Annotated in this window: 9 protein-coding genes and 2 tRNA genes; 8 read left to right on the forward strand and 3 right to left on the reverse strand. The window is 62.8% G+C overall.

All coding sequences use genetic code 11. The features are described 5' to 3' along the window. Positions 1 to 100 precede the first annotated feature (100 nt). Positions 101 to 1,600, forward strand: coding sequence for an NAD(P)H-hydrate dehydratase (locus tag F758_RS0104890; protein WP_024506808.1), 1,500 nt, complete (start codon positions 101 to 103; stop codon positions 1,598 to 1,600). A gap of 19 nt (positions 1,601 to 1,619) precedes the next feature. Here the strand turns inward: F758_RS0104890 and F758_RS0104895 are convergent, their stop codons facing one another. After that, positions 1,620 to 2,702 carry an enolase C-terminal domain-like protein gene (locus tag F758_RS0104895; protein ID WP_024506809.1) on the reverse strand — a complete coding sequence of 361 codons (1,083 nt, stop codon included), beginning with the start codon at positions 2,700 to 2,702 and terminating at the stop codon, positions 1,620 to 1,622. A gap of 10 nt (positions 2,703 to 2,712) precedes the next feature. After that, complete coding sequence (locus tag F758_RS0104900; RefSeq protein ID WP_245286421.1) at positions 2,713 to 4,044, reverse strand: multicopper oxidase family protein; 1,332 nt, start codon at positions 4,042 to 4,044, stop codon at positions 2,713 to 2,715. Between the two features lie 131 nt (positions 4,045 to 4,175). Between F758_RS0104900 and F758_RS0104905 the strand changes: the two genes are divergently transcribed. From F758_RS0104905 to F758_RS0104935, 7 genes are all read left to right on the forward strand, one after another. Further along, positions 4,176 to 4,260: transfer RNA gene (locus F758_RS0104905), tRNA-Leu, on the forward strand. Positions 4,261 to 4,417: 157 nt separating this feature from the next. Beyond that, complete coding sequence (gene tig, locus F758_RS0104910) at positions 4,418 to 5,776, forward strand: trigger factor (RefSeq protein ID WP_024506811.1); 1,359 nt, start codon at positions 4,418 to 4,420, stop codon at positions 5,774 to 5,776. Positions 5,777 to 6,023: 247 nt separating this feature from the next. Then, positions 6,024 to 6,662 (forward strand): ATP-dependent Clp protease proteolytic subunit, encoded by a 639-nt coding sequence (locus tag F758_RS0104915; protein ID WP_024506812.1) that lies wholly within the window; start codon positions 6,024 to 6,026, stop codon positions 6,660 to 6,662. 431 nt (positions 6,663 to 7,093) lie between these two features. Beyond that, a complete protein-coding gene (gene clpX, locus F758_RS0104920) occupies positions 7,094 to 8,368 on the forward strand; it encodes an ATP-dependent Clp protease ATP-binding subunit ClpX (RefSeq protein ID WP_024506813.1) in 1,275 nt (424 codons plus the stop codon). A gap of 309 nt (positions 8,369 to 8,677) precedes the next feature. After that, positions 8,678 to 11,104: an endopeptidase La gene (lon, locus tag F758_RS0104925; RefSeq protein WP_024506814.1), complete on the forward strand. Its 2,427-nt coding sequence runs from the start codon at positions 8,678 to 8,680 to the stop codon at positions 11,102 to 11,104. Between the two features lie 135 nt (positions 11,105 to 11,239). Next, positions 11,240 to 11,644 (forward strand): GFA family protein, encoded by a 405-nt coding sequence (locus F758_RS0104930; protein WP_024506815.1) that lies wholly within the window; start codon positions 11,240 to 11,242, stop codon positions 11,642 to 11,644. 158 nt (positions 11,645 to 11,802) lie between these two features. Beyond that, a tRNA-Val gene (locus tag F758_RS0104935) sits at positions 11,803 to 11,879 on the forward strand. A gap of 224 nt (positions 11,880 to 12,103) precedes the next feature. On the opposite strand, the gene F758_RS0104940 is transcribed toward F758_RS0104935, so the two are convergent. Further along, positions 12,104 to 12,352 (reverse strand): PilZ domain-containing protein, encoded by a 249-nt coding sequence (locus F758_RS0104940; protein ID WP_024506816.1) that lies wholly within the window; start codon positions 12,350 to 12,352, stop codon positions 12,104 to 12,106. Between the last annotated feature and the right edge of the window lie 162 nt (positions 12,353 to 12,514).

Below are 12,514 nucleotides of genomic sequence, written 5' to 3' on the forward strand. Positions count from 1 at the left end.
AAATAGGCAAACCGATGAATGGATGTGCAGTCGCCGGTGGGGACAGGTCCGCGCAAAGAAGAAATGCCTCAGGATGAGGCGATCTTACCAGGAATTCGGCATGGAAGTTCTAACCACCGCTGAGATGGAACGTGCAGACCGGCTCACCATCGCCGCAGGCACGCCGGGCTTTGCACTGATGCTGAGCGCGGGTCAAGCGGTTGCGGAGACGGCACAGGACCTGGTGGAGGAGGGACCGATCCTCGTGGTCGCCGGGCCGGGCAACAACGGTGGAGACGGTTTTGTCGCCGCGGCGGAACTTGCGGCGCAGGGGCGCGAGGTCTCCGTGAGCCTGATGTGCGAGCGCGACGCGCTCAAGGGCGATGCGGCCTCTGCGGCGAAAGGCTGGAAACATCCGGTGCTGCCTTTCACGCCGCAGGCGATCGGCAAGCCAGCCTTGATCATCGACGCGCTGTTCGGCGCGGGTCTCAGCCGTTCAGTTGCCGGCGAAGCCCACGATATGATCGCGGCGATCAACGCCAATGGCGCCCCGGTCGTTGCCGTCGACCTGCCGAGCGGCATCAACGGCACCACCGCCGCGGTGATGGGAATCGCGGTGCGTGCGACCGAAACCGTCACCTTCTTTCGCAAGAAGCCTGCGCATCTGCTGCTGCCCGGTCGGTTGTATTGCGGCCGCGTCCGGGTTGCCGATATCGGCATCGAGGCGGGCGTGCTCGACGAAATCAGGCCGCTGGCCTTCGAGAACAGCCCGCAATTCTGGCGCAGGGCGTTCCCGGTGCCGCGGACCGACGCGCACAAATATGCGCGCGGTCATGTGCTGGTCGTCTCCGGCGATATCGCGGCCACGGGGGCTGCCCGGATGGCGGCGCGCAGCGCCTTGCGCGCCGGCGCGGGCCTTGTGACGCTGGCATCGCCGCGCGATGCGCTGGCGGTAAACGCCGCCGCACTGACGGCGGTGATGGTGCGTCCGGTCGACACGGCAATCGAGTTCGGCGAGCGACTCTGCGACAAACGTCTCAATGCCTGCGTGATCGGCCCTGGTGCGGGCATTGGCGAGCGTACCCGCGATTTCGTTCATGCCGCGCTGTCGGCGCAACGGGCCTTGGTGCTCGATGCCGACGCGCTGACAAGCTATGCGGACGCGCCGGACCGTCTGTTCGAGGCCATCAAGGGCTCGCAGGACAGCCAGGTCGTCCTGACCCCACACGAGGGTGAGTTTCCGCGGCTCTTCAGCGACATCAGCAACAAGCATCCCGGCCGCTCCAAGCTCGAGCGCGTGCGGGCGGCGGCCGAGCGCTCCGGTGCGGTCGTGCTCCTGAAGGGGCCCGATACCACGGTTGCGGCTCCAGACGGCCGCGCCACGATTGCCGCAAACGCGCCGCCCTGGCTCGCCACCGCGGGAGCCGGCGACGTGCTGTCCGGGATCATCGCTGGGCTCCTGGCGCAGGGTGTCGCAGCCTTCGAGGCGGCCAGCATCGGCGTATGGATGCACGGTGAGGCCGGCCGCGAGGCGGGACCAGGCTTGATCGCGGAGGATCTGCCCGAAGTGCTCCCCGCCGTGCACCGGCACATCTATGACGAGTTCGGTATCGACTATTGAGCGACGCTGAGCGGGCTCTTCAGATCAGATATTTTGCGATCGCCGGTTCGTTCCATTCCAGCCCCAGCCCCGGTCCGCGTGCCGTTAGCGTGCCGTCGACGATCTTGATCGGATCGGCGAGGATCGCGTTGCCGAGATCCATCACCTCCAGCCAATGCGCCGTCGGCGTCACCGCGAGCACATGCGCGCTCGCTTCCGCAAACAGATGGCTCGACATCGGGATCGAAGCGGCATCCGCTTGTCCCGCGATATGGAGCCAGCCGGTGACGCCGCCGACCTTCATCAGGTCCGGCATGATGAAGTCGCTCGCGCCGGCCGCAATGGCCTCGGCGAAGCCGCGCGGAAACCACCAGTTCTCACCAGCCTGGATCGGAATCGGCGAGGTCGCGCGCACCTTGGCGTGACCCGACAGGTTTTCCTGCGGCACGGGTTCCTCGACCCAGGTGAGGTCGTAAGGCGCAAGGCGCGCGATGCGGCGCCTGGCCTCGGCCGGATCGAGCGACTGGTTGAAGTCGATCATCAGCGCGATGTCGGGGCCGAGCAGGGCGCGCACGCCCTTCACCACGCGCTCGTCATTGGCGGCATCGCCGTCGCCGCCCTTGATCTTGACGCCGCGAAAGCCTTGCTCGAGCGAACGCTTGAGCGCCCGCTCGTCGGCGACGGGATCGACCGCGCCGTAGCTGTCATAGGCGCGTAAGGGCCGCGCCGAACCACCCAGGAGTTCGACGAGCGGCTTGCCCGCGAGCCGGCCGAGTGCATCCCAGAACGCCATGTCGAGGCCGGAGACGGCCATACCGACCAGACCTTGCCAGCCGAGCAGGCGGAATTTGGCGTCCATCGCCGCCATCAGATCGAATGGTACGATGGCTTTGCCGGTGAGATCGCGTCCGATCTCCTCGATCAGGGTGACCAGCGGTTTCAGGGTCAGCCTGTTGTAGCCGAAAATGTACGCGTGCCCGGTAACGCCCTGGTCGGTTGCGACGTCGATCAGCACCAGCGGTGCGGCTTCGATGATGCCGAACGCGTTTTTCACAGGACGGGCGATCGGCGCGACGACGGCGCGGGCCTTGATGCTGCGGATCGCGGGGGTCGTTTTGGTCATGGTCGTTTCCTCATTCAACACTGTACCATCGCACAAGACGCGGCGCCGCCCAGGAGCTCGAGATGGACTCCAACAGCCAGCGCCCGGAAAATTCCGCGGCAAAGGCGATGCGTTGCGTCTGTCCCGGTTCCACGGCGAGCGTGTCCAACCAGAATGGCTTCCAGCCGTCGTCCAGCCGGTCAAGCAGGCGAAAATGGTGGCCGTGCAGGTGAAAGATGGTGGCACGGTCGGCGCGGTTGCCCAGCGTCAGCACGACGGTCCGGCCCGCTTTGGCTTTGAACGCCGGCGGCGCCGATCCCGAAAAGCTGACCGGACTTGTCCATTCCGGTCCTGCAAGGCTGAGATCAACCCGCTGGGCGCCTTTCAGGTCCAGCCGCGCAGGCAGCCCATCGACCGCCAATGGCGCGGCCGGCGGGAGCGGTGTCGGCCGAATCGGCGGCTCGGCTGAGATCGCTAGGCGCGCCAGGCTGCGGGCCTCCTTGCCGTCGTGCAGCAAGATCTGGGATGCTGTGCCCGGAGCGGCCGTCGCGTCGATCAGGGCGTCGACGCGGCCGCCAGGGGCCATGACCAGGGCGCTGTTGCGGGCCAGAAAGGGCTCCGCGGCCGCGCCGTCCATGGCGATGACGCGAACTTCATATCCTTCGATTTTCAAAGCGATGACCTGGCGTTGGCAGCCGTTGATGAAGCGAAGCCTGAGGCGCTCGCCAGAACGTACGGAAATCTCCGGCGAAACCTCCCCATTGACCGTATAGATGGTCGATGCGTCATCGGCCGCCGCGCCCGGCGCCCAGGCCGATCCATCGCCGCGTAACCGCCAATCCTCGACCAGGAAGGTCTTGTCGCGATCGACGGCCGGTGGGGCGTCTTCCTGGACGATTAGGGGAAGTGGCCGCGACAGGGCTTGCCCGTCACCCAGCAGCCGGAGGTCACAGAGGAGCGTGCCGGCGCGGCGCAGAGCCACCGAAAAATTCGCTTCGGCTCCCGGCGCGACAGGCGGTCGCACGGTAAGCGGCTCTGCCGCCGCTGCGCCATCCACGCCGCGCCAGTCAACGGTCGTCGCAACCGGCAGGGTGTTTCGAAATACGACCTCAAGCGTGCCGCGCTTGAGGCGAGGGGGTGCGAGTGGCCCTTGCAATCCCCATATTGCTATCGTCGGCTGGTCCGGGCGCAGCGCAATCAGGTTTGGCTTTGCTTCAAGCTCCAGGGTTTGCGGGGCTTGAGCCCGTCCTTGCGCCGAAGCAATTCGGGACGCGGCGGGCATCAGGGCGGCGGCGAGCCCGGCCATCACCTCGCGCCGGTTCGGCGTCGGAATGCGTTTTGCCATGAGACCGATGCGGACCATTTCTAGTTCTAGTCTATTGTGTCCAGTTGCTGCGGTAGGTTGTCAAAGGTCCATTTTTTTGCTGCGAAGGGGCGGGCCCATGTTATAAGCCCGCCGCCCGCGGCCCTCGCGGCCGGACTGATGCTGTTCACGCGGGCGTGGCGGAACTGGTAGACGCGCTGGATTTAGGTTCCAGTGACGAAAGTTGTGGGGGTTCGAGTCCCTCCGCCCGCACCAAGCGCTGTTTGGCGTTTGCACCAGGGATCACTGGAGAACCTGTTTCCTCCGTGGGATTGGTTCGCCGACACAACCGGCGCAAGGCTTTTGCCGCGCGCCGAAGGGATGGATAATTTCGGGGCCTCAACCCCGAGGAAGCAGAAGAAGATTTTTTACCATGCAGGTCACCGAAACCCTCTCGGAGGGATTGAAGCACGAATTCAAGATCAGCGTTCCCGCTTCCGATCTCGACGCCAAGGCGGACGCGCGGCTGGTCGATCTCAAGGACAAGGTCCGCCTCAACGGCTTTCGTCCCGGCAAGGTGCCGGTCAGTCACCTGAAGAAAGTCTATGGCCGTTCGGTGATGGCTGAGACCATCGACCAGACCATCCGCGACACCAACACCCAGATCTTCACCGAGCGCGGCTTCCGCCTTGCGACCGAGCCGAAGATCACGATGCCGACCGAGAAGAACGAGGTCGACGATCTGCTGACCGGCAAGTCCGATCTGACCTACACGGTCGCGATCGAAGTCGTGCCGCCGATCCAGCTCGCCGACTTCAAGAGCTTCAACGTCGAAAAGCCCGTCGCTGACGTCACCGATGCCGATATCGACGAAGCGATCAAGCGGATTGCCGACCAGAATCGCAGCTACGCCGACAAGGGCGAGGGCGCCAAGGCCGAGTCGGGCGACCGCGTGACGATCAACTTCAAGGGCACCATCGACGGCAAGCCGTTCGAGGGCGGCACCAGCGAGAAGATTCCCGTGGTGATCGGCTCCAACACCTTCATTCCCGGGTTCGAAGAGCAGCTCAACGGAATTGCCGCCGGCGAGACCCGCACGCTGAAGGTGTCCTTCCCCAAGAACTACGCCAACGCGACCTTGGCCGGCCAGCCGGCGGAGTTCGAGACCACGGCAACTTTGATCGAGGCGCCGCAGGCGGTCGAGATCAATGACGAGTTCGCCAAAACGCTCGGGCTCGAATCGCTCGACAAGCTGAAGCAGGCGATGCGCGAGCGGCTGACCGCGGAGTTCGCGGCCGCAACGCGTCAGCGCGTCAAGCGCGCGTTGCTTGACCGCCTCGACGAGGCCCACAAGTTCGAGGCGCCGCCCTCGCTGGTCGATGAAGAGTTCAACCTGATGTGGAACTCGATCAAGGCGGAGATGGACTCGAGCGGCAAGACCTTTGCCGACGAGAACACGACCGAGGAAGCGGCGAAGGAGGAATACCGCAAGATCGCCGACCGCCGCGTCCGGCTTGGTCTCGTGCTTTCCGAGATCGGTGAAAAGAACAAGATTACCGTGACCGACGACGAAGTCGGCCGCGCGGTGATCGAGCGTGCGCGCCAGGTGCCCGGCCGCGAGAAGGAAATCTGGGACTATTACCGCAACAACGCCCATGCGCTGGCCCAGATTCGCGCGCCGATCTATGAGGACAAGGTCGTCGACTTCATCCTCGAACTCGCCAATGTGACCGAAAACAAGGTCTCGCGCGAGGAGCTCTTCAAGGAAGACGACGAGAAAAGCGCGGCCTGATCGACGTCAGGCCGACGTTAATGATGAATGGCGAAAGCGGCCGGGATCGCTGGCCGCCACGCCTCGAATCGGCTTGAACTTCTGTCGCGACGGTCAGGGCTTGGGGCTCTTGCCGCCGCGAAATTGGCTCATATCTGAGCTTGCGTCTTGGCCTTGTCTTGCATCACGGGACGTGCGTCCGCCCCGGCACCTGTTTTCCCTATGGTTCGCCGCTGGATGTTCGCCCCCACCAACTCTTGGGTGACTCATGCGCGATCCCGTTGAAACCTACATGAACCTCGTGCCGATGGTGGTCGAGCAGACTAACCGCGGTGAACGCGCGTACGATATCTTCTCGCGCCTGTTGAAGGAGCGCATCATCTTCGTGACCGGCCCGGTCGAGGACGGCATGTCGACCCTGATCGTCGCGCAGCTCCTGTTCCTTGAGGCGGAAAATCCGAAGAAGGAAATCTCGATGTACATCAACTCGCCGGGCGGGGTGGTGACATCGGGTCTTGCAATCTACGACACCATGCAGTTCATCCGCCCGCCGGTTTCGACGCTGTGCACGGGACAGGCCGCCTCGATGGGCTCGCTCCTGCTCGCCGCTGGCGAGAGGGACATGCGCTTCACGCTGCCGAACTCGCGCATCATGGTGCACCAGCCCTCCGGCGGCTTCCAGGGCCAGGCAACGGACATCATGCTGCATGCGCAGGAGATCCTGAACCTGAAGAAGCGGCTCAACGAGATCTACGTCAAGCACACCGGCCAGACCTACAAGGCAATCGAGGATGCGCTGGAGCGCGACAAGTTCCTCACCGCCGACCAGGCCAAGGAGTTCGGCCTGGTCGACAAGGTGATCGACAAGCGTCCGGACGATCCGGCCACCGCAGCCAAGGCGGCGTGACCGCTTAGAATTGCGGGGATCGTAGGCCGCGCTGCAGCGTTAAGGCGGACGGGCGCTTCGCGGCCGCTCGCGTGGCCGCAGCGCGCTCGCCACGGGGCATAAAGTTCCCCTTTCGTGCTGATTTGGCGTGGCAATCGCGCAACGCTGGGACGATTTCGACCTTTTCTTCTCGTGCGAATATGCAAAATCACGGTATTGTCACGGATTGAGGTCGGCGCGCGTTTAGCGAATTCTTGATAGTCGGGTGTCAGCATGGTTGGCTATGGGTGATGGGATAAGATCGCGGGGGATTCGAGTGAACCGTGGTTCGCACGGGATGAAGCGTTGAGGGTCTTTTTTGGTACGGAATTTGCTCTATCTACTATCCATGTCGGACCTTCCCGAAATGGAGCGATTGAGCGGACGAGGTCGAACGGCGGACGGAGATAGGAATGAGTAAGGTCGGCACGAGCGACTCCAAGAATACGCTGTATTGCTCGTTTTGCGGCAAGAGCCAGCACGAGGTCCGCAAGCTGATCGCGGGGCCGACGGTTTTCATCTGCGACGAGTGCGTCGAACTCTGCATGGACATCATTCGGGAGGAGAACAAATCCTCGCTGGTGAAGTCGCGCGACGGTATCCCGACGCCGAAGGAAATCTGCAAGGTTCTCGACGACTATGTGATCGGCCAGAGCCACGCCAAGAAGGTGCTCTCGGTCGCAGTGCACAATCACTATAAGCGGCTGAACCATCAGACCAAGCACAACGACGTCGAGCTTGCGAAGTCGAACATCCTGCTGATCGGTCCGACCGGTTCGGGCAAGACGTTGCTGGCGCAGACGCTGGCGCGCATTCTGGACGTGCCCTTCACGATGGCGGACGCGACCACGTTGACCGAAGCCGGCTACGTCGGTGAGGACGTCGAAAACATCATCCTGAAGCTGCTGCAGGCGGCCGACTACAATGTCGAGCGCGCGCAGCGCGGCATCGTCTATATCGACGAGATCGACAAGATCAGTCGCAAGTCCGACAATCCCTCGATCACGCGGGACGTGTCGGGCGAAGGCGTGCAGCAGGCGCTGCTCAAGATCATGGAAGGTACGGTGGCCTCGGTGCCGCCGCAGGGCGGCCGCAAGCATCCGCAGCAGGAGTTCTTGCAGGTCGACACCACTAACATCCTGTTCATCTGCGGCGGCGCCTTCTCGGGCCTGGAGAAGATCATCTCGGCGCGCGGGCGTTCGACGTCGATTGGCTTCGCGGCGCAAGTGCTGGCTCCGGAGGATCGTCGCACCGGCGAAATCTTCCGGCACGTCGAGCCGGAAGACCTGCTCAAATACGGCCTGATCCCCGAATTCGTCGGCCGTCTGCCTGTCGTGGCGACGCTGGAGGATCTGGACGAGACGTCGCTGAAGAAGATCCTGACCGATCCGAAGAACGCGTTGGTCAAACAGTATCAGCGGCTGTTCGAAATGGAGAACATCGAGCTCACCTTCGCCGACGAGGCCTTGGGCGCGGTCGCCCGCAAGGCGATCGAGCGCAAGACCGGCGCGCGTGGGCTGCGTTCGATCCTCGAGAGCATTCTGCTCGAGACCATGTTCGATCTTCCTGGTCTGGAAGGCGTCGAAGAGGTGGTGATTTCGCGCGAGGTGGTGGAGGGGACGGCGCGTCCGCTCTACATCTACGCCGACCGCTCGGACCGTGCGGTCGAGAGCAGCGCCAGCGCCTGATCAAGAGCTCGCGCTGTGTTTGAGAAAGCGGCTGTGGAGTGTGTTTTCACAGTCGCGATTTGCGTAATCGCTTCGCTCTGGCGGCCCGCAATTTTGCGGGCGATTTCACAGGCTTGACACCCCTATACACGATAGCCACCTAATGGTGGCGGGCGATCAGAATTTCCATTTAGATTCGCCCTTATCATCGATCCGAAAGGAGCCGGGCGAAGCAAGCGACCCCATCATCTTCGGATCAACTCGGCACCTTGTGGCGGTTGCGCACGATAGCGGGCTGCGTGCAAGGGGGCACAACAGAAGGAACAGCCCATGACAACCCCGAAAACCCGGCCAACTATCGTCCACGGCGAGCCGCATTCTTATCCGGTGCTGCCGCTCCGCGATATCGTCGTCTTTCCGCACAACATCGTGCCGCTGTTCGTGGGTCGCGAGAAATCCATTCGCGCCCTGGAAGAGGTGATGCGCAATGACGCGCTGGTGATGCTGGCGACGCAGAAGAATGCGTCCGATGACGATCCTGCGCCCGATGCAATCTACGAAACCGGTACGCTCGCAAGCGTGCTGCAGCTTTTGAAGTTGCCCGACGGCACGGTGAAAGTGCTGGTTGAAGGCCTCGAGCGCGCGCGCGTGCAGAAATACTCCGACCGCGCCGAGTTCTACGAGGCGACCGCCGTCGCGCTTGCCGACACGGACGCCAAGTCCGTCGAGGCGGAGGCGCTGGCGCGTTCGGTCGTGTCCGACTTCGAAAGCTATGTAAAGCTGAACAAGAAGATCTCCGCCGAGGTTGTCGGCGTCGTGCAGGCGATCACCGATTTCGGCAAGCTCGCCGATACCGTTGCCTCGCATCTTGCGGTGAAGATCGCAGATCGCCAGGGTATCCTGGAGACGCTGTCGGTCACCACGCGCCTGGAGAAGGTGCTGGGCCTGATGGAGAGCGAGATCTCTGTGCTGCAGGTCGAAAAGCGCATCCGCTCGCGCGTCAAGCGCCAGATGGAGAAGACCCAGCGCGAGTATTACCTCAACGAGCAGATGAAGGCGATCCAGAAGGAGCTGGGCGACGAGGATGGTCGCGACGAGCTCGCCGATCTGGAAGAGAAGATCAACAAGACCAAGCTTTCCAAGGAAGCACGGGAGAAGGCGCAGCACGAGCTGAAGAAGCTGCGCCAGATGTCGCCGATGTCCGCGGAAGCGACCGTCGTGCGCAACTATCTCGATTGGCTCTTGTCCATTCCGTGGAATAAGAAGTCCAAGGTCAAGAAGGATCTGGAGCAGGCGCAGGCGATCCTGGATGCCGATCACTACGGGCTGGAGAAGGTCAAGGACCGCATCGTCGAGTATCTCGCGGTGCAGTCGCGCGCCAACAAGCTGACCGGGCCGATCCTGTGCCTGGTCGGGCCTCCCGGTGTCGGCAAGACCTCGCTCGGCAAATCGATCGCGAAGGCGACGGGGCGCGAATTCGTGCGCGTCTCGCTCGGCGGCGTGCGGGATGAAGCGGAGATCCGCGGTCATCGGCGCACCTATATCGGCTCGATGCCCGGCAAGATCATCCAGTCGATGCGCAAGGCGAAGACCTCGAATCCGCTGTTCCTGCTGGACGAGATCGACAAGATGGGCGCCGACTTCCGGGGCGATCCATCGTCGGCGCTGCTCGAGGTCCTGGACCCCGAGCAGAACTCGACCTTCAACGATCACTACCTCGAGGTCGACTACGATCTGTCCAACGTGATGTTCATCACGACCGCGAATACGCTCAATATTCCGGGTCCGCTGATGGACCGCATGGAGATCATCCGGATCGCCGGGTACACCGAGAACGAGAAGGTCGAGATCGCGCGCAAGCATCTGATCCCGAGCGCGCTCTCCAAGCACGGCCTCGATCCGAAGGAGTGGTCGATCGACGACGACGCGTTGCTCTTGGTGATCCGCCGCTACACCCGCGAGGCGGGTGTGCGTAACCTGGAGCGCGAGCTCTCCACACTGGCCCGCAAGGCCGTGAAGGAGCTGATGATCTCGAAGAAGAAGTCGGTGAAGGTGACCGAGAAGACCATCGAGGACTTCCTCGGCGTGCCGAAATATCGCTTCGGCGAGATCGAGAGCGACGACCAGGTCGGTATCGTCACCGGCCTTGCCTGGACCGATGTCGGCGGCGAGCTGCTGACCATCGAAGGCGTCATGATGCCCGGTAAGGGCAAGATGACGGTCACGGGCAATCTGCGTGACGTGATGAAGGAGTCGATCTCGGCTGCGGCATCCTACGTCCGCTCGCGAGCGATCACCTACGGCATCGAGCCGCCGATGTTCGACAGGCGGGACATCCACGTACACGTGCCGGAGGGGGCGACCCCGAAGGACGGACCGTCCGCAGGCGTTGCGATGGCGACCGCCATCATCTCGGTCATGACCGGTATTCCGGTTCGTCATGACGTCGCGATGACCGGGGAAATCACGCTGCGCGGTCGGGTGCTGCCGATCGGCGGCCTGAAGGAGAAGCTGCTTGCGGCCGCACGCGGCGGCATCAAGACGGTGCTGATCCCCGAGGACAACGCCAAGGATCTCACGGAAATCTCCGATGCGATCAAGGGCGGCATGGAGATCATCCCGGTTGCCCGCCTGGACGACGTCATCTCGCGTGCGCTGGTGCGTCCGCCGGTGCCGATCGTCTGGGAAGAGGACGCCAAGGTTCCGGTTGCACAAGAAACCGGCGACGAAGCGTCCGGCGGCCTCACAGCCCACTGAGCGGCTGACTAAAAAACGAACAGCATAAAAACGGCGCCTTCGGGCGCCGTTTCTTTTTTTGATCGTCTTTTCGCGCCAATGGGGAGGCTGGGGCTCGCGTCAAGAAAACGTGTCAGAACAAGAGAGTTAAGCGCGATGCAAGTGGATGGGCGTTGTCATTGCGGCCGGGTGACCTTCGAGGCCGATATCGATCCGCAGGAGGTTTGGGCTTGTCACTGCACGGATTGCCAGGCTTTGACCGGCTCGCCTTTTCGAGTGACGGTGATCTGTTCGGGCAGCCAAATCCGGATGACGGGACAGCCGCCGAAGATCTACCCCAAGACCGGCGATAATGGCCGGGTCCTCTACCAGCACTTCTGCGGCGACTGCGGCTCGCCGTTGTTCACAAGCGGTGAGGGCGAGCACACCGATGAATGGGGGATCCGCTGGGGCGCGATCCGTCAGCGCGCCGCCCTTAGGCCCACCCAGCAAATCTGGTGCCGCTCGGCGGTCCCATGGATCAACGAGGTCAGGGAATTGCCCGGCCGTCCCATGGACTAGCTTGCCTAGCGGGCCGAGGTAGGGCTAAACAGCGGAGCCAAAGTGCGATGTCTCTGGTCTCGCGCTTTGGCTACGTTCGCGCATGTTCTCGGAGCGGAAAACGTGTCGCATTCGATTGCAAGCGAAATCCGGTTCTACTTTCCGGAAACGTGCTGAAGGGGCGGTTAGCTCAGCTGGTTAGAGCATCTCGTTTACACCGAGAGGGTCGGGAGTTCGAATCTCTCACCGCCTACCAGCCTTCGCGTCGATCGACGCTTCGGCTGGGCGGGCCGCGATGCTCCTGCGTGGTTTCGCCTTAGAGACCGGAAGACACATCCTCGGGCAACAGCTACATCACTACGTCCCCGAGCGGATCGACTTTAGCGCCGACCACGCCCGGCGGCCGCGGACGTTGAACTCAGAATCCCGCCGTCAGGCGGGTTCTTCACTGCGGGCGGCGCATAAGACCATGGCGCTTGCTCAGAACGCCACGCCAATTCTCAATCCACGCTTCCAGACCAGCCTGCAGCGTTTCTTGGTCGTGCCGTAGAGCACTTCAAACCGTTGCGGCAGGTCGGCGTATGTTTGCAATTGCAGGCAAGCCCCGCCCGCCGAGTAATCGATCAGCGTGCAATCGAGCACGGGCGCTTTAGGTCCAAACAGAATCTTGGCGGTCTTGGAAACTCTGCCTTCAGGCCTCAGTCGGGCAAACAATCGATTTTGATTCATGAGCGAATACTCTACTCATCCAGGACAAGACAGAGCGAACCGTCGCCTGCTGGCGATCGTCGCATTCTCGCTTGAGACCCGCTTCCGTCGCGTTTAAGCGCGCATGCAACTTTTGATCAGTTTCCGCGGCCCAAATTTACCACTCGCTAACGAGATCTGACG

Source organism: Bradyrhizobium sp. ARR65 (assembly GCF_000472385.1).
Classification (GTDB): domain Bacteria; phylum Pseudomonadota; class Alphaproteobacteria; order Rhizobiales; family Xanthobacteraceae; genus Bradyrhizobium.

What these genes read in the sequence shown, in the direction of transcription:
- lon (WP_024506814.1), top strand. Translation starts at nt 8,678, where the DNA reads ATGACAACCCCGAAAACCCGGCCAACTATCGTCCACGGCGAGCCGCAT.
- F758_RS0104890 (WP_024506808.1), top strand. Translation starts at nt 101, where the DNA reads ATGGAAGTTCTAACCACCGCTGAGATGGAACGTGCAGACCGGCTCACC.
- F758_RS0104940 (WP_024506816.1), bottom strand. Translation starts at nt 12,352, where the DNA reads ATGAATCAAAATCGATTGTTTGCCCGACTGAGGCCTGAAGGCAGAGTT.
- F758_RS0104900 (WP_245286421.1), bottom strand. Translation starts at nt 4,044, where the DNA reads ATGGTCCGCATCGGTCTCATGGCAAAACGCATTCCGACGCCGAACCGG.
- tig (WP_024506811.1), top strand. Translation starts at nt 4,418, where the DNA reads ATGCAGGTCACCGAAACCCTCTCGGAGGGATTGAAGCACGAATTCAAG.
- F758_RS0104930 (WP_024506815.1), top strand. Translation starts at nt 11,240, where the DNA reads ATGCAAGTGGATGGGCGTTGTCATTGCGGCCGGGTGACCTTCGAGGCC.
- F758_RS0104895 (WP_024506809.1), bottom strand. Translation starts at nt 2,702, where the DNA reads ATGACCAAAACGACCCCCGCGATCCGCAGCATCAAGGCCCGCGCCGTC.
- clpX (WP_024506813.1), top strand. Translation starts at nt 7,094, where the DNA reads ATGAGTAAGGTCGGCACGAGCGACTCCAAGAATACGCTGTATTGCTCG.
- F758_RS0104915 (WP_024506812.1), top strand. Translation starts at nt 6,024, where the DNA reads ATGCGCGATCCCGTTGAAACCTACATGAACCTCGTGCCGATGGTGGTC.